17 protein-coding genes are annotated in these 22,214 nt (G+C 60.9%); 3 read left to right on the top strand and 14 right to left on the bottom strand.

What is annotated here, in order from left to right; all coding sequences use genetic code 11:
* Positions 1-33: 33 nt before the first annotated feature.
* The 6 genes from KDB76_RS08965 to KDB76_RS08940 form a co-directional block, all read right to left on the bottom strand.
* Positions 34-387, bottom strand: coding sequence for a hypothetical protein (locus tag KDB76_RS08965; protein WP_080708141.1), 354 nt, complete (start codon positions 385-387; stop codon positions 34-36).
* A gap of 519 nt (positions 388-906) precedes the next feature.
* The gene (locus KDB76_RS08960) at positions 907-1,353 is read right to left on the bottom strand and encodes a YrhA family protein (protein ID WP_023662513.1); all 447 of its coding nucleotides are present in this window, start codon (positions 1,351-1,353) and stop codon (positions 907-909) included.
* A gap of 33 nt (positions 1,354-1,386) precedes the next feature.
* Positions 1,387-1,878: an SMI1/KNR4 family protein gene (locus KDB76_RS08955; protein WP_049870804.1), complete on the bottom strand. Its 492-nt coding sequence runs from the start codon at positions 1,876-1,878 to the stop codon at positions 1,387-1,389.
* Positions 1,879-1,929: 51 nt separating this feature from the next.
* Positions 1,930-2,286: an HNH endonuclease gene (locus tag KDB76_RS08950; protein ID WP_023662515.1), complete on the bottom strand. Its 357-nt coding sequence runs from the start codon at positions 2,284-2,286 to the stop codon at positions 1,930-1,932.
* A gap of 70 nt (positions 2,287-2,356) precedes the next feature.
* A complete protein-coding gene (locus KDB76_RS08945) occupies positions 2,357-2,773 on the bottom strand; it encodes an SMI1/KNR4 family protein (RefSeq protein WP_038409150.1) in 417 nt (138 codons plus the stop codon).
* Positions 2,767-6,999, bottom strand: a complete 4,233-nt coding sequence (locus KDB76_RS08940) for an RHS repeat-associated core domain-containing protein (protein ID WP_080708140.1) — start codon at positions 6,997-6,999, stop codon at positions 2,767-2,769. The genes KDB76_RS08945 and KDB76_RS08940 overlap by 7 nt, the downstream gene beginning before the upstream one ends.
* A 307-nt stretch (positions 7,000-7,306) precedes the next feature.
* On the opposite strand from KDB76_RS08940, the gene KDB76_RS08935 reads away from it, so the two are divergent.
* Genes KDB76_RS08935 through KDB76_RS08925 form a run of 3 tightly spaced genes read left to right on the top strand, consistent with a single transcriptional unit; the run spans position 7,307 to position 12,776 of the window.
* Entirely contained in the window at positions 7,307-8,545 is a 1,239-nt protein-coding gene (locus tag KDB76_RS08935; RefSeq protein WP_013971635.1) for an exonuclease SbcCD subunit D C-terminal domain-containing protein, read from the top strand.
* Positions 8,542-12,186: an AAA family ATPase gene (locus tag KDB76_RS08930; protein WP_038409148.1), complete on the top strand. Its 3,645-nt coding sequence runs from the start codon at positions 8,542-8,544 to the stop codon at positions 12,184-12,186. Before KDB76_RS08935 ends, KDB76_RS08930 begins: the two co-directional genes overlap by 4 nt.
* Positions 12,183-12,776 (top strand): glutathione S-transferase, encoded by a 594-nt coding sequence (locus tag KDB76_RS08925; protein WP_024086539.1) that lies wholly within the window; start codon positions 12,183-12,185, stop codon positions 12,774-12,776. Before KDB76_RS08930 ends, KDB76_RS08925 begins: the two co-directional genes overlap by 4 nt.
* Positions 12,777-12,940: 164 nt before the next feature.
* Here the strand turns inward: KDB76_RS08925 and KDB76_RS08920 are convergent, their stop codons facing one another.
* From KDB76_RS08920 to KDB76_RS08885, 8 genes are all read right to left on the bottom strand, one after another.
* Positions 12,941-13,120: a hypothetical protein gene (locus tag KDB76_RS08920; RefSeq protein ID WP_012271225.1), complete on the bottom strand. Its 180-nt coding sequence runs from the start codon at positions 13,118-13,120 to the stop codon at positions 12,941-12,943.
* 122 nt (positions 13,121-13,242) lie between these two features.
* A complete protein-coding gene (locus KDB76_RS08915) occupies positions 13,243-14,373 on the bottom strand; it encodes a lactonase family protein (RefSeq protein ID WP_023660912.1) in 1,131 nt (376 codons plus the stop codon).
* Positions 14,339-14,629 carry a DUF5629 family protein gene (locus KDB76_RS08910; protein WP_013971631.1) on the bottom strand — a complete coding sequence of 97 codons (291 nt, stop codon included), beginning with the start codon at positions 14,627-14,629 and terminating at the stop codon, positions 14,339-14,341. The genes KDB76_RS08915 and KDB76_RS08910 overlap by 35 nt, the downstream gene beginning before the upstream one ends.
* Before the next feature lie 135 nt (positions 14,630-14,764).
* Positions 14,765-17,140: an RND family transporter gene (locus tag KDB76_RS08905; RefSeq protein WP_024086538.1), complete on the bottom strand. Its 2,376-nt coding sequence runs from the start codon at positions 17,138-17,140 to the stop codon at positions 14,765-14,767.
* A gap of 20 nt (positions 17,141-17,160) precedes the next feature.
* A complete protein-coding gene (locus KDB76_RS08900; protein WP_013971629.1) occupies positions 17,161-18,180 on the bottom strand; it encodes a YCF48-related protein in 1,020 nt (339 codons plus the stop codon).
* A 267-nt stretch (positions 18,181-18,447) separates the two neighbouring features.
* On the bottom strand, positions 18,448-21,105 hold the full coding sequence (pepN, locus tag KDB76_RS08895) for an aminopeptidase N (protein WP_013971628.1): 2,658 nt from the start codon (positions 21,103-21,105) through the stop codon (positions 18,448-18,450).
* Between the two features lie 13 nt (positions 21,106-21,118).
* On the bottom strand, positions 21,119-21,949 hold the full coding sequence (locus KDB76_RS08890; RefSeq protein ID WP_013971627.1) for a DUF2797 domain-containing protein: 831 nt from the start codon (positions 21,947-21,949) through the stop codon (positions 21,119-21,121).
* Positions 21,946-22,206, bottom strand: coding sequence for a DUF1315 family protein (locus tag KDB76_RS08885; RefSeq protein ID WP_003260154.1), 261 nt, complete (start codon positions 22,204-22,206; stop codon positions 21,946-21,948). Before KDB76_RS08885 ends, KDB76_RS08890 begins: the two co-directional genes overlap by 4 nt.
* Between the last annotated feature and the right edge of the window lie 8 nt (positions 22,207-22,214).

Below are 22,214 nucleotides of genomic sequence, written 5' to 3'. Positions count from 1 at the left end.
GCCGCTGAGGAACTTCGTATACCCCCTATTAGACTAACTATTGAGCTGTCGCTCCACCTCATCATCAGCCGCACTCAATATACCCTCCACCAGACTTGAATCGATTTTCCAAATGGATAATTTGGGGTTCCCTACATATTGCTGACCATAGGGAATTTCGTAATAAGACGCATCTACTTTTTCCGCAGTTAGCACAGCACAAACTGATCGAATCATTTTTGCATGATCGTGATATTCGCCGTCAAAAATTTCCAACTCTAATACTGGCTCATGCGCCAGAATCGTTGATTTCAACTGCAACAATGGGACACCAAGTACACGATGGAGCTTCATAAGGGCTGAAGCTGAGACCCCAGCCCCCTCCATGACAATCGCAATGACAGACATTGTTCTAGGAACATCGTAAGGTGAAAAATATACATCATAACCTTTTAGCTCGTTACAATACGCCGCCTCAAAGATTCAGGCCAATTCATTTTCATACACCTCAATACCCCGAAGGCAAACTATTGACCCGCTGCAGTTCCGAACCCAATTTAGCAGCCTTAGCAATCATGGAAAAACGAAACCCTGGATCAACAGGGATATCTCCATTTTTATATAACCCCCATCCGGAAAATGATCTTGCCCTCTTCTAGGTATTTACCACTTCACTCGACCCTTGGAAGTTTGATTCATAGTTTAACACCTTTACTTGATCCTCGAAGCCAATCGAGAAAAACCTTCCATTTCTGTATATTCCTTCATCGGAACAATCCGCATGCAGAGGTCTCGTAACCTCAAACCCAGGAGGCGCAGGGTTTTTCATGGGGCCAGAGATGCCACGGCAAATTGAGCCCCATCTTGTAGCAGGGGGAGTTCATGGATCACACTCTATCAGAAATTGGAAAACTGCCCCTTAAAAACTCACCCGACCGCCATAAAACCAAACATATGACTTACCATTTCATTAAATGTTGAAAACTCATAGTAAACATTATCGAAGGCCTGGCGATCTCTCACCTGATATATTTTTGAGGACATTTCCAGCACATAAACATCCATATCACTCTCTCCAAAAACCAAGTAATCCTTCATCCATTCCAAATCACGCCAATTCAAATTCATCTCTATAAAATCATTGGTCTCACCGGCACAATCCGAAAATGGTATTCGGCGAGTTGAATACAAAAATACGCCATTCTCCGCAGCCCCATTACAAACACCTAATAGCTCCAGATACTCTGAGGGCGGCATAGCAAGCAACGCCAACTGACAGCGCTGAACAAATAATTCCAGATCTTCTTCGGATGCACCGGGAATAAGTGCAGGCGCACCAGACAACTTGTCGATCATCATTTTCATTTCAATCATCTAATGACCTAATATGCACGCCCCTCAAGGAATCTACTGATCGACCTCACCCTCACCAACCAAGGAGTCAATAAACACACGAAACGAAGAGGACAACATCTTTTGAGCGTTAATGTGATTTATGCGCATGTCAATATCCGGCTGAAAAACATCAACCGCAAAATAAATAACACTACCTCCTTCTTTATCAAGGCAAATAAAATTACCTGCCTCATCAACGGCAAAAGGTACCAAATGTGCTGGCAATACGTTCCTATGCACCATCAAATTGAAGCATCCGCCTATGTATTTAGTCTCGTCTTTGTCAACGATTTCAGCGCTGGCGATGCTTTTAAAATCTTCAATTCTAATCGGCTCATAATTTTTATCGCCCGCCCAAAACTCCCGATTCGGAGTGCCTCCATTGAAAGACAGGTAAAGCTCCCTGAAGTCCGTTGGAAATTGCATGCCAATTTCAGACTCAAGGTTATCAATATCTAATATCGAGACGGGAGCACCAGAATCAAACAGTTCAAAGTCATCCATTATAGAATCTTCAACAAGTTTTTAATGTTGTTTTCTGTGGGCGGCCTTTAGTCAACCCTTATCCTGTGAGATAGCTATAGCTTCAGGTATCCCATAAGATCCAGAAGGCAAACCAAAATATTTTTCGAATTGCGCGACTGAGCCAGTATGCGGCAACGAAGCCTTGTGAGCAGACTGCATTACTAACTGCATAGTACCTTTGCCCGTCACAGGATCGAAATCGTCCAAGTGGTGCCAAGTGTATTTGCCTATTGATTTCACTTGAGCCTTTGTCAGTCCAGCCTGTTTGTAAGCCTCGGTAAAGTCAGAGCACAGTTCAGGCGCACGCTGTTTAGCAAAATCAAAGCGAGCGAAAACCTCAACGCACTCCGGTTCAACCTCGATTGCCGCAACATCTATCAACCCCACAAGCAGTTCTTGCTAAGCGATTGAATCCAGCACTTTAACAACTGAACCTCACCTTAATAAAACAACTATCTCACCCAATGCTCAGCGAATTTACGAAATCATCAAAGCTCGCACAGACCCTCTCCATTTGCAGACCATCTTGAATTAGTAAATATACAGTTCCAGCGTCTTCCTCCCTCAGAGAAAGCATGAAGCTGTTGCCGCCATCGTCATATGCAAAAGGCACATAGCCATGCAAAGCCTTATCTTGAGCATTATATTCTTGCATTAATTTTTCTATCGGTAGCTCCCCGAATTTTACCGAATTGAAACCATTTATACTAAATACATACTCATCACCTTCCACCTCGGTAACCCTGGGAAATCCGCCATTGTTCCTAAGATAAATTTCCTTAAATAGGATCGGAAGCTTACCATTTGCCAAAGTTTCAATTTCTGAAAAATCACCGACATCAATACTGGATTCAGACCCTTCGAGATCTAACATGAAATTCCTCCTGCTTTTTTCGCGGCCACTGGCTTTCTGGCTGGGAATGTATAAGCTTTTCCGGTTGCAGCTTTATATTGAGATACTCCTCCATTATGAGGAACACCTTGATGAGCCCTCTGCTCTACTAATTGCATAGTGCCTTTATTGGTTTTAGGATTATAGTCATCCACATGATGCCACACATAGCCTCGCGGCGTGGTTTTTTGATTTAATTCGGCCACTTTGTTTGCAGCCTCAAAGTCCTCAATATAATTTCCCGTATATTCAATTACCACTATGGGATTGACCCCTGGATTTTTCGCATAAAGCGCATTGCTACCAGAATAATCTAGGCCACCACCTAGTGTTTTAGTTATACCAAAATAACCACGCTCGGCAAGAGTGCTTAATGCATCCAATCCAAAGGGATCAACCCAAACAACCGGATTGTTGGCATATTTATAGAGATTCCATCCCCCGCCCAAGCCAATTGGGTCTTGGGTGATAAATTGCCCTATCTCAGGACCATAGTACCGGAACGTGTTGTAGTGCAGTCCCGTTTCACTATCAAAGTACTGACCTTGGAAACGCAAATTCTGCTCGATCTCATTGATCGGCAGACTCTCTATTGCCCCCCACGAGCGATACGTCGCCTGCCAGACGATCTTACCGTCACTGTCCGTGACCTCCAGCGGCGTACCAATCTGGTCAGTATGGAAATAATAAAGCTTCTGCTCCTCCCCTTCCGCCTGATCGACCCGCGCCAACGGCGCATAGCTACCCGGCTCATACAGATACAGGATGCTCTGCCCCGGCGTCTCCTCCCGCAGCATTCTCAGCCCTTGCCAGAGGAAGCGCTTCTGCTCGACCTGGCCATTGATCTCAGCCAGCTTGGCCACCCGCCGCCCCAGGCTGTCATAACGGTAGTGCCCGGTACTCTCCAGCTTGCCATTGACCCATGTCTCCGCCCGCACCAGCCGGTTTTCACCGTCATAACCGAAGCGCTGCAACCGGTTGCCATATTCCGAGCATTTTTCGATCAGGTTGCCCCACGGGTCGTAACGATACTCCTGGTCCCGCCAGTGTGTGATGCGGTTGTCCCTGGACTTGGCAAATTGCCGGGCATTGAAATCCAAGCGGTTGCCCGCAGGGTCGTAACGAAACTCTTCGCTGCCAACCAGCGAGCCCGTATCGCGGCTGCGCAACTGGCCGTTCGCTTCGTACTCGTACTTGATCTCGCCACGCAGCTTGTCGAGCGTACGCACCAGTTCACCTGCCGGGTCGTATTGGTAACGGCGGTGAATCGGGTTGTACGCATGCTCCACCAGCAATGAGGTATTGATACCGGTGTTGTGCACCTGCGAGAGCTTGTCGGCGGGCAGCATCGAGGCGTATTGCCGCGCCTTGCGCCCCATCTCGTCATAACCGAAACAACTGGTGAGCTTGCCCTGGGTCCGGTAAACCTCGCGGTGCAGGTCATCACGCTCCATGTCGCTGATCACCTGACCGTCCAGGTTCAGTTGGTGCAGATGCCCACTGCCGTAGTACAGGTGATTGACCTTGCGGCCGTCCGGCAGGGTTAGCGTAGTCAGATTGCCGAGCGGGTCGTATTCGTAGCAGAGCGTGCCGTCGGAGGTGATTTCTTTGATCAGCCGGCCCAGCAAATCGTAGGTGTACTCCAGCTTTTCTTCGCTGATTCCTAGCTGCTTGCCGATTCCGGTCGGCTGCCGCTCGATGCTCAGCAACCGGTCGCTGTCGTCGTACGCGAAGGTCTGGCTCGCATCGCGGTTGATCTTGGCGACCAACCGGCCAATGCTGTCACGCTCGAACAGCGTATGCCGCTCCGGCCGCTCGGCATTTTCGCCATAGCCAATCTCATCCAGCCGGGTCAGATGGCCGCCGAGGTTGTAGCTGAAACGCCGGGTCAGGTTATCCACCCGCACTTCTTCAGTCAGCCGGTCCGAGGCGTCATAGGCAAAGCGGTACGTGGCGTTGTTCTCGTTCACCAACCCGGTCAGACGCCAGGCCTTGTCGTACTCGTAACGAACCGTCCCTCCTTTCGGGTCCCGGCGGTTACTCGGCAAACCACGGGAAGTGCGTAGCAGGCGGGTGATCTGGCCTTTGCCATCGGTGTGGTCGAGCACCTGACCAAGGTCGTTGTAGGTAAAAGTTTCCGCCGTGCCGTCGGGATGGCTGATGCGCAGCACCTCACCGTCGGGCTTGCGCTCCAGCGTGGTGGTCTGGTTCAGCGCATCGGTTACCGCGACGAGGTGCTGGCGTTCGTCGTAGCGGTACCAGGTATTCTTGCCCGAACAATCCTGGTAACGCTCGACCTGTGCCAAGGTGTTCCACCACAGGTACTTGGACTTGTAGGTCGCGTCGATAATGGTGTGCGGCAGGCCGTCATCGCTGTTCAGGTATTCGGTCATTTGACCCAGGGCATCGAATTCGGCGAGCAGGTTGCCCTTTTCGTCGTAGCGCGCCCGCCAGGTGCTGCCATCCGGGTAACTGACCTGGGTCACCAGCGTGGTCAGGTGGTGATATTCGTAGGTGGTCTTGCGGCCCAGCGGGTCGGTTTCTTCGAGCAGGCGGGAGAATTCGTCGTACTTGAATTGCAGGCGGTTACCGTCCGCCAAGGTCAGGTCGACCATGTTGCCATTGTCGTCCAGCTCGGTGGCGTAGCGTTCGCCGCCGTAGTCGCGGCTGGCGATCACCCGGTGGTCGGGGTTGTACTGCACTTCCAGCTCGCGGCCGAGCACGTCGGTGGCCCAGCTGGTGCGGGCGTCGAGGTCGTAGCGGAAGTGGAAGCGTTCGCCATCGGTGGTCCAGTGCTCGACCACGCGCGGCTGGCCGCCGAGAGTTTCCCAACGGTAATGGCAGCCCAGGCCCAGCGCGTTGCTGTGGGTTACCATCAGGCCTTCGGCGTAGCTGAAACTGCGCACGGTGTGGCCGTTGCGGTTGATCACCGCGCTCAACTGGCCGTGTTCATCGTAGCGGTACTGGGTGAGCGTTTCGACCGCCTGGTCGTTCACCACGCGCTTGATGTCGGTCAGGCGGCCCAGCGGGTGGTCGTAGTGCAGGTGCACGCGGGTGCCGCCGGTGCCGCTGATGTCGGTCAGCGTACCGTCAGGCGTGCGGGTGAAATGCAGGAAGTGACCGAGAACGTTCTCGATGCGTTGCAGCGGCACTTCGCTGTTGGTGTCTGGCACTTCGCCGAAGTAGAAGAACAGGTTGTCCCGCGTTTGCAGGATGTAGTGGCCGCCCTCGGTGCACACCAGGTACACCTGCTCGTGCGGGTTGTAGATCCGTTCGCCCGGTTGCAGGGTCACGAACGGAACTTTGCGGCCTTGGTTGTCGGTGAGGTAAATGAATGAGCCCCGCCGACGCAGGCTTTGCTCCCAGGGCAGCACCCAGCCGCGCCCGAGCACGCTGTCGACGGTAAGGTCGCTGGCGTAGAAACGTGACCACTCGATCGGCATCAAGCCCGGGAGGCTGAAGTCAATTTCATCGGGGATCAGCTTGCGGCCGGTGGTGAGGTCGACCGGGTTGCCAACCAGTCCACCCAACACCCTGCGTGCCACAGGCTCGACCATGTAGCGGGCGGCCACTTCGCCAGCAATGAAGCCGGCCGTGAATTTCAGGGCACAAGGTAGGGCGGCCTTCATACCGGCCTGGGTACCCATCTTGAGCACATTCGCAAGGCCACTGGCTGCGCCAGCAATCGCCATCAGCACATCCACGGTGGTGCGCAGCCACTCCGGGACTTCGTCATCCACGGGCAGGTAGCGGTAAGCGCCACCGCCGATGAAGACGTTGTTCGAACCCCCGGAAATGGTCGCGCCGCAGGTCAGCTTGTCGCCCTTGCGCGCCGCCGCGACGCCATTGATGAAGACATTGGTCGAGCCCTCGGCGATCTGCACCGGGCCGGGGTGCTTGTCGCAGGCACCGATGCTTTTCTCGACGCGGGCGGCCTTGCGGCTATTTATGAAGACGTTGGGCGAGGCCGTCAGTATCGTCCCTGAGGGGGATGAGAACAGACTGCCCAGTGCCTCGCCGGCAGCGGTCAGCAAGCTGCCCCCGAGACCTGCCGCGATGCCGGCCAGCAAAGCCACGCCTAACCCGCAGGTGAAGGTGGCGATGGCCACCGTGGCCACCAGTGCGATACCCAGGGCAGCGCCCAGCAGGAAGCCGCCCAATGCGCCGGTGTGTGAAATCTCGTCGCCAAACCTGGCCGCTTCGAACATGAGGGGTTACTCCTGTTCGGCCAAGTTGTGCAACGTGAATGAACGACAAGACTGAAGCAGCGAGCGCTCGGTCAGATCCTTGATCATTGTTGCGTCCTTGAGGCTTGAAACCCAAGGACGCTAGGAAAACGCCGTTAGGCCGTCAATGAACAAGGCGTTCAGTGCGCGGACCTGCTTGTAGGAAAGCACTTACCCGCCAGGAGCGACTGCCTTGCCGCATAGGCTTGGGTTACCATACCGCCCTTGCGCAACACCCATCACCCAAGCCAAGCCCCCGCTTGCTCGACTCGACACCAACAGGTCATCCATGCGTCTGTTTCATACTTCCGACTGGCACCTGGGCCAAAGCCTGCACGGCCAGGAACGCGACTTCGAACACGCCTGCTTCCTCGACTGGCTGCTCGGCCAGCTGCGCCTGCGCCAGCCGGATGCGCTGCTGATCGCCGGCGATATCTTCGACACGGTCAACCCGCCGGTCAAAGCCCAGGAACGTCTCTACGACTTCATCGTCCAGGCCCACGAGCAACAGCCGAAGCTGGACATTGTGATGATCGCTGGCAACCACGACTCCGGCTCGCGCATCGAGCTGCCCGCGGCGCTGATGCGCCGCCTGCGCACCCATGCCCTGGGCCGTGTGCACTGGCTGGACGAGGGCCAGCTGGATGCCGAGCGCCTGCTGATTCCGCTGACCAACGGCCGTGGCAAGGTCGCCGCCTGGTGCCTGGCCCTGCCCTTCCTGCGCCCGGCCGAGGTGACCGGCCCGCAACTGGGTGACGACTACCTGCAAGGCATTACCCAGGTGCACCAGCAACTGATCGCCGCCGCGCAAAAGAAGCGCAAGAAGGACCAGGCGCTGATCGCCATCAGCCACGCGCACATGGCCGGTGGCGCGGTGTCGGAGGACTCCGAACGCAGCCTGATCATCGGCAACGCCGAAGCGCTGCCGGCCAAGCTGTTCGACAAGGCCATCAGCTACGTCGCCCTGGGCCACCTGCACAAGCCGCAGAAGGTCAACCGCGAAGAACGCATCCGCTACAGCGGCTCGCCGATCCCGCTGTCGTTCGCCGAAATCAACTACCCGCACCAAGTGCTGGAAGTGGAGCTGGACGGCACTGGCCTGGTCAGCGTCGAACCGCGCCCGGTACCGCGCGCCGTGGCCCTGCAACGGGTCGGCCCGGCACCACTGGGCGAACTGCTGGAGCAGTTGGCCGAGCTGCCAGTGATCGACCTGCTCGAAGACCCCAACCGCCAGCCCTGGCTGGAGGTGCGGGTGATACTGGATGAGCCGCAACCCGACCTGCGCCAGCAGATCGAAACCGCACTGCAAGGCAAGGCCGTGCGCTTGATCCGCATCAGTGCCGAATACGCCGGCCGCAACAATGCCGAAGACGATGACCTGGCCTTTGTCGAACTGGCCCAGATGACCCCGCAGGACCTGTTCAGCCGCGCCTGGGAGCAGGCCTATGGCAACCCCGCCGACGAACAGGCGCTGGCCGACTTCGCCCTGCTGTTGCAGGACGTGCAGCAGGAAGAGGAACAGCCATGAAGATTCTCGCCATCCGCCTGAAGAACCTGGCATCCCTGGCCGGCCCGGTCGATATCGATTTCACCGCCGAACCGCTGGCCAGCGCCGGCCTGTTCGCCATCACCGGGCCTACCGGGGCGGGCAAAAGTACCCTGCTCGACGCCCTGTGCCTGGCGTTGTTCGGCACCGTGCCACGGCTGAACGACATTGGCCGCGAGGCCAAGGTGCCGGATGCAGACGGTGAAATCCCTACCTCCGACCCGCGCAACCTGCTGCGCCGCGGCACCGGCAGCGGCTTTGCCGAAGTCGATTTCGTCGGCATCGATGGCCGCCGCTATCGCGCCCGCTGGGAAGCCAACCGCGCCCGCGACAAGGCCAACGGCAAGCTGCAGCACAGCCGCCAGAGCTTCTATGACCTGGACAGCGAGCAGGTACTGGGCAGTGGCAAGAACGAGTACAAACAACTGGTCGAAGCCCGCCTGGGCCTGAACTTCGAACAGTTCACCCGCGCGGTGATGCTGGCCCAGAGCGAATTCGGCGCCTTCCTCAAGGCCGACGACAAAGAACGCAGCGAGCTGCTGGAAAAGCTCACCAACACCGCCATCTACACCCGCCTGGGCCAGCGCGCCTTCAGCAAGGCACGCGAAGCCGGTGAGGCCCACAATGCCCTGAAGGACCGTGCCAGCCACCTGCTGCCGATGGCCGCCGAAGCGCGCGCCGAACTCGACCAGCGCCTGGAGCAGGCGCAACAGCAGTTCAAGGCCGACCAGGCTGGCGAGCGCCAGCTGGAACAGCAACGCAACTGGCTGAACGAGCAGCGCCAGTTGCAGGCCCAGCACGCCGAAGCCGGCACCGCGCTGCAGGCCGCCGAACAGGACTGGCAACAACTGGCTGACCAGCGCCTGGACCTGGTGCGCCTGGAGCGTCTGGCCCCGCAGCGTCACCAGTTCCACCGCCAGCAGACACTGACCGCGCAACTGGCACCGGTGGCAGCGAAGATCGCCGAGCAACAGCAGCAGCAAGCCGAACTGCAAGTGCGCACCAGTGAGCTCGAACAGGCGCTGGACGCCGCGCGTCAGGCGCTTGCCGATAGCCAGGCCCAACACAGCGAGAACGCCCCTCGCCTGCGCCAGGCCTTTGCCGCCCAGGACAACCTGGCCCGCCTGGACCAGGAGCTGGCAGCACAGCGCAGCGCCGGCCAGCAGGCCGAGCAGCAGGTCGCCGAAGGCCAGCAGCACCTGCAGCAGCTCGAAGACAACCAGCAGCGCAGCCTGCAGCAACTGGCGCAGATCGACACCGCGCTCGCCGACAGCCAGCATCTGGCGGGCCTGGCCAATGCCTGGCACGCCTACCTGCCGCAACTGAAGCAAGTGATGCTGATCGGTGGCCGCCTGGCCAAGGGCCGTGAAGAGCTGCCCGGCCTACAAGCCCAGGCCAGCCAGGCCAATGCGCACTTGCAGGCCGAGCGCGATGCCTTCGAGCTGCTGTTCCGCGAAGCCAAGGCCGAACCCCAGGCCCTGGCAGAACAGATCGACCTGCTGGGTGGCATGCTGCAGGACAACCGCAAGCAGCAGCGCGCCGTGGAAGAGCTGTCACGTCTGCATGGCCGTGAACTGGAGCTGCGCCAACAGCTGGAGGCCGTACGCGTGCGTCAGCAGCAGGCCATGCAGCAGCGCCAGCAACTGATTACCGAAGGCACCGCCGCCAAGGCCGAGCTGGAAGCCGCCGAGCAAGCGCTCAACCTCACCCGCCAGTTGCTGGAACGCCAGCGCCTGGCACGTAACACCAGCGTCGAAGAGTTGCGCGGCCAGTTGCGCGACGGCGAACCCTGCCCGGTGTGCGGCAGCGCCGAGCACCCGTTCCACCAGCCTGACGCGCTGCTGCAAAGCCTGGGTCGCCATGACCAGGCCGAGGAAGACGCCGCGCAGAAGCAGGTCGAAACCCTCAACAGCAAGCTGGTGGAGCTGCGCACCCAGCTGGGCGTGGTCAACGCCCAGCTCAAGGATTATCAGCAGCAACAGCAGCAACTGGGCGAACAGCTACAACCGCTGGTGGCCCAGGTGCAGGCGCACAGCCTGTGGCCCGCCCTGGCCCCGCAGGACGACAATGCCCGCAGTGCCTGGCTCGACAGCCAGCTGCGGCGCCTGGACGAAGAAATCGGCCAGGACGAGAAACGCCAGAGCGCCCTGCTCGCCCTGCAAAAAGATGCAGCCCGTCTCAACCAGCAATTGCAGGCCGCCCAGCAGGCGCAACAGCAAGCCCAGCGCCACCTGGAGCAACAGCACCAGGCCCTGGCCAGCGACGAGCAGCAGTTGCAGCAAGGCCTTGAGGACCTTGCCGGCGTATTGCCCGAAGAGGCCCTCAAGGCCTTGAACGACGACCCGGCCAATGCCTTCCTCGCCCTGGACCAGCAGATCGCCCTGCGCCTGCAGCAACTGGAGCAGCGCAAGGACGAACAGGAAGAACAGCAAGCCCGCCAGGCCCAGCTGGACAAGCTGCGCGACCAGCAGCAGGCACGCGTGCAGACCCAGCAGCAGCTGCAGCAGAAACTTGCCGCCCTCGACGAGCAGCGCCAGCAGGCCCAGGCTTCGCTCGGCGAACTGCTGGGCGGACACGCCAGCGCCGAAGCCTGGCAACTGCATATGGACGCCGCGCTGGAGCAGGCCCGCGCCCTCGATGCCGACACTGCCCAGCGCCTGCAGGACTTGCGTACCCAAGGCGTGCAACTGGCCAGCGAACTCAAGGCCAACACCCAGCAGCAGCAGGCGCTGGACGCCGAGTGCCAGCAGTTGCAGGGCCAGATCGCCCAGTGGCGCGCAGAACACCCGGAACTGGACGACGCCGGCCTGGATCGCCTGCTGGGCATGGAGGACGCGCAGGTAAATGAGCTGCGCCAGCGCCTGCAAGGCGCCGAAAAGGCCATCGAACAGGGACGCGTGCTGCTGCAGGAACGTGAACAACGCCTGCAGCAACATGCCGCGCAAATGACTGTGGACACCTCGGCCGACGCCTTGGAACAGGCCCTGACCGAACTGCGCGAACGCCTGGCCGGCCATGAGCAGCAATGCGCCGAACTGCGTGCACAGCAGGCCGATGACCAGCGTCGCCAACAGGCGCACCAGGCGCTGGCGGCGGAAATCGAACAGGCCCACCAGCAGTGGCAACGCTGGGCTCGCCTGAACGCCCTGATCGGCTCGGCCTCTGGCGATGTGTTCCGCAAGATCGCCCAGGGCTACAACCTCGACCTGCTGCTGCACCACGCCAACGCCCAGCTGCGCCAGCTGGCCCGCCGTTACCGCCTAAAGCGCGGCGGCAGCGCCCTGGGCCTGCTGGTGCTGGACACCGAGATGGGTGACGAACTGCGTTCGGTGCACTCGCTGTCTGGCGGGGAAACCTTCCTGGTGTCGCTGGCCCTGGCCCTGGGCCTGGCCTCGATGGCCTCCAGCACGCTGCGCATCGAATCGCTGTTCATCGATGAAGGCTTCGGCAGCCTCGACCCCGAGTCGCTGCAACTGGCCATGGACGCCCTTGACGGCTTGCAGGCCCAGGGCCGCAAGGTGGCGGTGATTTCCCACGTGCAGGAAATGCACGAACGCATCCCGGTGCAGATCCAGGTGCGCCGCCAAGGCAATGGCCTGAGTGACGTGGAGGTGTGCGGGTGATCCTCTACTCGTTCCGCCGCTGCCCCTGGGCCATGCGCGCGCGCCTGGCCCTGCGCTATGCGGAGTGCAAGGTGGAGATTCGCGAGGTAGCGATGAAGAACAAGCCGGCAGAACTGCTGGCCTTGTCACCCAAGGGCACGGTGCCGGTACTGGATACCGGTGCCGGGGTGCTCGAAGAAAGCCTGGACATCATGCGTTGGGCGCTGGCGCAAAACGACCCCCAGGACTGGCGGCTGCAGGCCGACCCTGCGGCGGCGCAGCAGGCTGAAACACTGATTGCGCGCAACGACAGCACGTTCAAGGCGCAGGCGAACCTGTACAAGTATGCCGAGCGCTACCCCGAGCATACCCGCGAGCATTACCGCCAGCAGGCCGAGGCCTGGCTGGCGGAGCTCGAGGGCCTGCTGGCAGGCAGGCCCTACTTGCTGGCCACGCACCCGAGCATTGCCGATGCCGCGTTGCTGCCCCTGATGCGCCAGTTTGCCGGGGTCGAACCGCAGTGGTTCGCCGAGGCGGCTTATCCGCGGGTGCGGAGCTGGCTGGAGGGGTGGTTGGCTTCGGAGCTGTTCAGGTCAGTCATGGCCAAATGAACAACTATCAGCATTGCACAGTCCCCTGTGGGAGCGGCCTTGTGTCGCGAAAGGGCCGCACAGCGGCCCCGGCAATCCTGGGGTAAACCGCTGAAATCCTGGGGGCGCTTCGCGCCCCTTTCGCGACACAAGGCCGCTCCCACAGGATCCGTGTCAGGCTTGAGTCAGTGGTTGTGCTTGCCACTCAATGCCGCATGGAAGTTGGCACTCTGGCGCAGGTACTGTTCGGTGTAGCTATGGGTAGCGGACGCCTTGCCGCTGCTGTCGGCATGGGCATGCGCTGGCAATACGACCGAAGCGGAAATGGCGGATGCGGCAATGACCGGGAAGAGATTGAAGTTCATCTGGGCTGACCTCGACGGCGGTGGTTTGACGTTGGCCTGTTTGGGCCTTGGGTCAAACTTACGCCGCCGAAGCCGCAGGCAAAAATTCATTGCGCCAGTATCGACTATCACGCCGATCGATATCACTCGATGAACTTCAGGTCCGACGGCGCATCCTGCTTCAGCGTCTGCACCGTCTCCAACAGCTTGCCGCTGCGCGGATCGCGGCGCATCACCACGATCTGGTTGCTCTTCTGGTTGGCCACCAGCAAGAAGTTGTCACTCGGGTCGAGGGCGAACTCGCGGGGATGATCCCCCTCCACCGAACGGCGCTGCAGGAAGGTCAGCTGGCCATCCTGCTTGCCCACGCTGAACGCCACGATCTCGTTGGCCGTGCCTCGGTTGCTCACATACAGGAAGCGCCCGTCTGCCGACAAGTGCAAGCCACCTGCCGCTTTCGCCGCAGCTTCCTTGCTCTCGGTCAGGGGCAGGCGCTGGCGTTCGACCAGGTTGCCCTCCTGCACGTCGAACATCACCACTTCGGCACTCATTTCCAGGGTCAGGTAGGCGTGCCGACCCTTGGCGTCGAACAACAGGTGGCGCGGCCCGCTGCCCGGCGGCAGGTCCACCGACGCGGGGATCGCCGGCGTCAACGGGTGGTCTGCGCTGGCACCGTCGTAGCGGTAGATGAACACCTTGTCGGCCCCCAGGTCGCTGGCATACAGGTGGCGGCCGTCCGGTGACAGCACCAGCGAATGCACATGGGCGCCGGCCTGGCGCTCGGGGTTGACCCCGCTCGCCTTGTGCCGGGCCTGTTGCACCACCGGCTTGAGCTTGCCGTCCTTGGCCACCGGGACTACCACCAGGCTGCCGCCGGGATCGGGCTTGACCGCGTAGTTGGCCACGAACAGATAACGCTGGTCCTGGCTGAGGCTGGCGTGGGTAGGCTCGTCACCTTGGCTGGGTACCTGGTTGAGCAGCTTGATCTCGCCTTTTGCACTGACGGCGAAACTGCTGACCCCGCCCTTCGGCGTTTCGTTGACCGCAAAGAGCTGGCGTTGATCGGCCGACAGCACCAGCCATGAAGGGCTGACACTCTCCACCACCTGCTGCGGCGACGGGTCGATATGACCGGTCTTTTCGTCGAACCCGTAGCGGTAGATGCCCTCGCTGGCGCCATCGGTGTAACTGCCCACCAGCAAGGTGGCGGCGTGGGCATGGATGGTCAGGCTCATCAGGCTAGCGGTCAGCAGGCTCGTCCAGATCCGATTCATCTTCGTCATCATCCGGGGCGCGAAAGGCACTCATACAGACTAGCCGATGCGCGCCGTCGGCATCGTCGAGTTGCCACTCGTCACCCACGGCGATGGCAGCTGTGATCTGCTCGGGGGTGAAGGTCCAGCGGCGGAGCTGGCGGCCGTCCATGCATTCGATGGTGAGGCCGGATTCATCGGAGGTGAAGTCGAAGGCGTGCAGGCCGTCGATCAGGAGCATGTCGCAGGACTGCAGGGCGGTGGCGAGGGGGGACATGGGGGTACCAATCTGAAATGAGTTGGCATTATAGCCCTGGGGCTGCTTTGCAGCCCATCGCGACACAAGGCCGCTCCTACAGGGATCGCATCAGCCTGCCGATACGCGTTCCCCTGCAGGAGCGGCCCCCTGCGGTCAATGAGCGAAAATGGAGCCCCCCTCCTTGCCCACCATCTTCTCAGGCTTGATCAGGAACCTTGCCAGCGCCGGCAGCAGCCACAGCGCACCGAACATGTTCCACAGCAGCATGAAGGTCAGCATCAGCCCCATGTCCGCCTGGAACTTGATAGCCGAGAAGATCCAGGTGCACACGCCGATGGCCAGGCACAAGCCGGTGAACAGCACTGCCTTGCCGGTCGAGCGCAGGGTCTCGTAATACGCCTCCTGCAACGGCAACCCGGCGCGCAGGAAGCTTTCCAGCCGGCTGTAGATGTAGATGCCATAGTCCACGCCAATGCCCACACCCAGCGCCACCACCGGCAAGGTCGCCACCTTGACCCCGATGCCCATGTAGGCCATCAGCGCGTTGCCCAGCACCGAGGTCAGCACCAGCGGCAGGACGATGCACAGGGTGGCGGCGAACGAGCGGAAGGTAATCAGGCACATCACCGCCACGCAGATGTACACCAGGATCAGGATGGTCAGCTCGGCCGACTTGATCACCTCGTTGGTCGCCGCTTCGATCCCGGCATTGCCCGCCGCCAGCAGGAACTGCAGGCCTTCCTTGTTGTGGCTGTCGGCAAACGCCTTGGCCACGGCAGTGACCCGCTCCAGGGTTTCGGCCTTGTGGTCGTTGAGGAACACCAGCACCGGCGCCAGCGAGCAGTCGCCGTTGTACAAGCCGTCGGCGCGGGCGATGGAGTTGTTGAGAATGTCCGGGTTGCGCGACAGGGTTTCCCATTTCAGGCTGCCCTCGTTCATGCCCTTGATCACCTGCTTGGACACGGTCACGAGGGAAATTGCCGACTGCACGCCCGGGGTGTTCTGCATGGTCCACATCAGCTCGTCGATCGGTGCCATGGTCGAGTGGATCGAGCAGCTTTCCGGCGGGGTCTTGACCATGATCACCAGCACGTCGGAACTGGTCGAATAGTTGCTGATGATGAAGTTGTTGTCCTGGTTGTAGCGCGAGTCGGGGCGCAGCTCCGGCGCACCCTGGTCGAGGTCGCCGATCTTCAGGTTCTGGCTGTACCACAGGCCACCGGCGAAGGCGACCAGCGCCAGGGCCACCGACACCGGCGCCACCTTGGCACTGGCGAAGTTCGACAACAGGCGCCAGAACGGGTGCTCGCGGGTGGCGTCCTGCTTGCTGCGCTCGACGGCCTTCTTGCTGATGCCGACGTAGGAGATCGCTACCGGCAGCAGGATGAGGTTGGTGAACACGATCACCGCCACACCGATGGAGGCACCGATGGCCAGTTCACGAATCACGCCGATGTCGATAATCAGCAGGGTGATGAAGCCCACGGCGTCGGCGAGGATGGCGATCATCCCCGGCAGGAACAGCTGGCGGAAGGTGCGCCGGGCGGCGGTCAGGGCGTTGTCGGCGTCACTCGACTGCAGGGCGATACCGTTGATCTTCTGCACCCCGTGGGAAATGCCAATGGCGAAGATCAGGAACGGCACCAGCATCGAGTACGGGTCCAGGCCAAAGCCCACTGCATGCATCAGGCCCAACTGCCAGACCACTGCCACCAGGGTGGTGATGAGCACGGCGATGGTACTGCGGATGCACCAGGTGAACCAGTACAGCAGCACCCAGGTGATGGCCAGGGCGACGCCGAAGAACATCGCCACCATCACCAGGCCGTCGATCAGGTCGCCGACCTTCTTGGCGAAGCCGACGATGTGCACCTTCACGTTGGGGTTCTGCGCCTGGAACTTGTCACGGATCTTTTCTTCAAGCTGGTGCGAGAACTGCTGGTAGTCCAACTTCACCTGCTTGCCTGGGTCCTGCGGGTCGGGGTAGCTCTCCAGCAGTGGCACATCGACGATGCTGGACTTGAAGTTGTTGCCCACCAGTCGCCCCACCTGGCCCGACTTGAGCACGTTGTCGCGCAGGGTGTCGAGGCTGTCCTGCGAGCCGTTGTAGGTGTTGGGAATCACCTCGCCACCCGAGAAGCCTTCCTCGGTGACCTCGCTCCAGCGCACGCTGGGGCTCCACAGCGACTTCAACCCGGCACGGTCGACGCCAGGGATGTAGAACACTTCGTCATGGATCTGCCGCAGGGTCTCCATGTAGTCCTTGTCGAAGATGTCGCCATTCACGGCCTCCACCGAAATGCGCACGGTGTTGCCGAGGTTGGCCAGGTCGTTGCGGTGCTCCATCATCTGCTCGATGAACGGGTGCTGCAGCGGGATCATCTTCTCGAAGCTGGTGGACGGGCGTATCTGCGTGGCCTGCCAGAACAGGAAGATGCTGACCAGCACGCACAGGGCGATGACCACGGGGCGATTGTTGAAGATCAGGCGTTCGAGCAACGTGGCCTTGTCCTGGTGATGCGGGTGCATGGTGATGCTCTCCCTGCTGGTCATGGACGCACCTCCTGGTCAGCACCCTGCGGGTCAGCCAGGTGCACGCCACCCTGCCCTACCAGCAGCAGGCCGCCATCGGCTAGGCCGCTGACGCCGGCCAGGGCAATGCGGTCGGCGCGGTTGTAGACACTGAAGGTCTGGCCGTCATCGGTACTGCGCAGCACGCTGCCGCCATTGCCGACCAGCACCAGGCTACCGTCCTCGACAAGCGTAGCGCCTGCCAGGCCGAATTCGAGGGTGCCACGTGCGGCCTTGAGCTCGATCGGTTGCCAGCTGTCACCGAAATCGGTGGAGCGGAACAGGTTGCCGCGCAGGCCGTAGGCCAGCAATGTGCGCGGCTGTGCAGTGCCTATCACGCCGAACAGCGAGCCCTCGTAGGGGCCTTGAACCTTGGCCCAGGTCTGACCGTTGTCGGCCGAGCGGAACATGCCGCCCTGCTCGCCGACAATGAACAGGCCCGCGTCACGCACCTGGGCGATACCGTTCAGGTGCAGCTGGTCGGGGTTGTCCAGGCGCTCGGCCACGTCCTGCCAGTGCTGGCCGCCGTCGGTGGTTTCCAGCAAGGCGCCGTAGGCACCTACGGCAAAGCCGTGCCGGGCGTCGAGGAAGGCGACATCGAGCAAGGGTGCTTCGCGGGTCAGGTCTTCGAACTGCTTGCTCCAGGTGGCACCACCATCGCTGCTGGCGAGCACCAGCGCATCGTGGCCGACGGCCCAGCCGCGCTTGTCGTCGAGGAAGAACACCGCGGTCAACAGTTGCCGGGTGGGCACCCGCGCCTGGGTCCAGGTTCTGCCCTGGTCGTCGGAGAACAGGATATGACCGCGATCGCCCACTACCACCAGGCGCTTACCGGCATGGGTGGCGTCGATCAGCAGGCTTTGGCTGGCCTTGGCCGATTCGGTGGAATATTCGTCGGCGGCAGCGGCTTGCACGCTGTCAGCCCACACGCCGAGCCCCAGCGCCAGTACCGCGCTGGCTGCCAATGGCCAGGCAAAGCGCCTGTTCTGTTCCCTCATGACTGTCCCCCTGTTGTGTTCTTGTCTGGTGGGTCAATGCACTGCAGGTACTGCGAAAAGCCTGATCTAGAGGCTTGCAATAGCTTGAAGGGATCGTAGCGGGGATGTTTGCGGGAATACAACGGGCGGGGTGTTATGTTTTGTTGTCGGCTCCAAAAGCTTCGCGGGTAAACCCGCTCCCACAGGTCCTGCACAGCCCGTGAAAGCGGTGCAGGACCTGTGGGAGCGGGTTTACCCGCGAAGAGGTCGGTTCAGGCTACGGAAAACTCAAGCCAGGCTCTTGCTCACAACCTCATACACATCACTGGACAGCTCACCAGAAGCCAGAATCCGCTCCAGCTCACCCTTCATCAGGGCCTGACGCGCATCGTCATACTTGCGCCAGCGGGTCAGCGGTGCCAGTTGGCGCGAAGCGATCTGCGGGTTCAGCGCATTCAGCTCGATCACCAGGTCCGCCAGGAAGCGGTAGCCGGAGCCATCCGCCGCATGGAAGTTGACCAGGTTCTGCCCGGCAAAGGCGCCGATCAACGCACGTACCTTGTTCGGGTTCTTCAGAGTGAACGCCGGGTGCTGCATCAGCGCCTTGACCCGCGCCAGCCCGCCCGGCAGCGTACTGGCCGCCTGCACGCTGAACCACTGGTCCATGACCAGCGGGTTGTCCTTGAAGTGCTCGGCAAAGGCTTCCAGCGCCTTGGCCCGCTCGGCTTCGAACGGTGAGTTGACCAGCACAGCCAGGGCGGTAAGGCGCTCGGTCATGTTGTCGCAGTGCTCGAACTGCTCCAAAGCCGCCTGCAGCACCTGCGGCTTGCCGCTCTGCATCAGGTACGACAGCGCGATGTTCTGCAGGCTGCGGCGAGCGAAATGCTCGGCCGAGGCCACGTAGGCGGTGCTGCGCGACACTTCGCGGTTGGCCTGGTAGCGCGCCCACAGGGCGTCGAACAGCTGCTCGGCGATCTGCTGGCGGGCGAACTCGCGGGCAGCGTGGATGGCGTCCACGTCGGCCACCTGGCTGATCTCGGTGAGGTATGCCTCACCCGGCAGCGAGAGCATTTCGGCAACCATGGCCGGGTCCAGCGACTCATTGCCGAGCACGGTGCCCAGGGCGGTGATCAGGCGCTGGTCGAGCTTCAGTGCCTCGCCGCGCTGATGCTGGCCGATCAGCTCCTGCAGCACCTGCACCGACAACTGCTGCCCCGCCTCCCAGCGGTTGAAGCCGTCGCTGTCGTGCTGCATGAGGAACATCAGCTGGTCGCGGTCGTAGGGGAAGCTCAGCTTGACCGGTGCACTGAAGCCACGCAGAAGCGACGGCAGCGGCTTGGCCTGGATACCCTGGAAGGTGAAGGTCTGCTCGGCCTCGGTCACCGACAGCACGCGGCTGGTGCCCTGCGCCGTATCTTCGCCGGCCAGTTGCAGCGGCAGGTCGTTGCCTGCGGCATCCAGCAGGCCAAGCTCCACCGGGATCACGAACGGCAGCTTTTCGGCCTTGTCCGGGGTCTGCGGGCAGCTTTGGCGGAAGGTCAGGCTGTAGGTTTGCGCGGCCGCGTCATAGGCCTCGCTGACTTCCAGGCGCGGGGTGCCGGCCTGGTTGTACCAGCGCTTGAACTGGGTGAAGTCGACGCCGTTGGCGTCTTCCATGGCCTTGATGAAATCGTCGGTGGTCACCGCTTGGCCATCGTGGCGTTCAAAGTACAGGTCGCTGCCCTTGCGGAAGCCGTCGGCGCCCAGCAGGGTACGAACCATGCGCACCACTTCGGCGCCCTTCTCGTACACGGTCAGGGTGTAGAAGTTGGAGATCTCGATGAAGCTGTCCGGGCGCACCGGGTGGGCCATGGGGCCAGCGTCTTCGGCGAACTGGTGAGTACGCAGGTAGGCCACGTCTTCGATGCGCTTGACCGTGCGCGAGTTCATGTCGGCGCTGAACTCGGCATCTCGGAACACCGTGAAGCCTTCCTTCAGCGACAGCTGGAACCAGTCACGGCAGGTGACGCGGTTGCCCGACCAGTTGTGGAAATACTCGTGGGCGACCACGCCTTCGACGCGCTGGTGGGCGGCATCGGTGGCGGTTTCGGCACGAGCCAGCACACAGCTGGAGTTGAAGATGTTCAGGCCCTTGTTTTCCATGGCGCCCATGTTGAAGTCGTTGACCGCGACGATCATGAAGATGTCCAGGTCGTACTCGCGGCCATAGACTTCTTCGTCCCAGCGCATGGACTTCTTCAGGCTGACCATGGCGTGGTCGCACTTGTCGATGTTCTCGGGCTCGACGTAGATGCGCAGGGTCACGTCACGGCCGGACTGGCGGGTGAAGCTGTCCTCGACGCACCACAGGTCACCGGCCACCAGGGCGAACAGGTAGGCCGGCTTCATGAACGGGTCTTCCCAGGTCGCCCAGTGGCGGCCATCGTCTGCCGGCCCGCTGCCGATCGGGTTGCCGTTCGACAGCAATACCGGGTAGCGATGCTGCTCGGCGATGACCGTGGTGGTGAAGGTGCTCATCACATCCGGACGATCGAGGTAGTAGGTGATCTTGCGGAAGCCTTCGGCCTCGCACTGGGTGCAGAACATCTTGCCCGACTTGTACAGGCCTTCCAGTGCGGTGTTGCTCTCGGGGTGGATCTTCACGCTGGTGTCGAGGGTGAAGCGCTCGGCCTTGGGCTGCACGGTCAGGCTGTCAGCGTCGAGCTGGTAGTCGCCCGGCTGCAGCTCCTGGTCATCCAGCGAGGCGCGCAGCAGCTCCAGCTGCTGGCCATCGAGTACCAGTGGCGGCAGGCCGGCACCGCGTGCCGGGTTGCGGCGCATGACCAGTTGCGCGTGAACCAGGGTATGGTCCTCGAACAGCTCGAAGGTCAGGTGCGTCTCGTCGATCAGGTACTCGGGCGCCTGGTAGTCCTTGAGATAGATCACTTGCGGTTGTTCGGTACGCATGTGCAGGTCCTTTTTACTGGAGCACGGCCAACTGGTAGGCCGTGTACTTGCGAATATTGATCACACCGGTGTCGAAGATCAGGTACTGGCCCTTGATGCCCAGCAGCGTGCCTTCCACTACCGGGTCCTTGTCGAGGTTGAAGCTGACGATCTTCGATGGGTAGGCCTCGACCGGGTACTTCATCTGCACCACTTCGGCGTCGGCCAGCGGCTGGATCGCCTGCAGGCCGAAGCGCCCCTGCAGCTCGCGCAGGCCCTCGGCACAGGCGTCGAAGACCTGTTCACGAATGGCCACCAGGTCGAGCTCCTCGGCATCGCCCTTGAGCAGGGCGCGCCAGTTGGTGCGGTCCGGCACCTGGCTGCGCAGCAAGTCTTCGACCAGGCCGGACTGCTGGCGGGTGGCCACGCGCACGATCGGCAGGGCCTGGGTGGCGCCCTGGTCGAGCCAGCGGGTGGGCAGCTGGGTGGCGCGGGTGATACCGACCTTGATCCCCGACGAGTTGGCCAGGTAGACCACATGGTCGGTCATGCAGAACTGTTCGCCCCACGACGGTTCGCGGCAGGTGCCGGCGTCGTAGTGGCACTTTTCCGGGGCCATGATGCACACGTCGCACTGGGCCAGTTTGGTCATGCACGGGTAGCAGTAACCCTGGCTGAAGCTGGTCTTGGTGCGCTTGCCACAATGGCTGCAGTGAATGGCGCCAAGGTACTCAAGGCGCAGGCGCTGGCCGATCAGCGGGTTGACCGGCACCTGCGTGTCATCCAGGCGAAAGCTGTACTGCACCACTGGCGCCTGCAGGCTTACCGCCATCTTGCTCAACGAGCCACGAGCGAGTTCGATCAATGTACCGAGTCCGACTTGAACAGAATGTTGGCGATCGGCGCGGACTTCGAGGCGCATTCCTGCGGGCCCATGTAGCCGGTACGCTGGTCTTCGGGCAGGTTTTTCATCTCCCAGGCGATTACCGCCTGCAGCGACAGCTCTTTCTGCTCGGCAGTGAGCTTGCGGCCATCCGACCATTTGCCGATTTCCACGGCCAGTTTCAGGCTCTCGTAGATTTCCGGGGTGATGTTTTCAATCATTTGCGCGAAAGTGGACATAGTGTCTC

It is taken from the genome of Pseudomonas sp. JS425, assembly GCF_018223845.1.
Taxonomy (GTDB): Bacteria; Pseudomonadota; Gammaproteobacteria; order Pseudomonadales; family Pseudomonadaceae; genus Aquipseudomonas; species Aquipseudomonas asiatica.
This window is presented reverse-complemented; position numbering and strand designations above follow the sequence as displayed.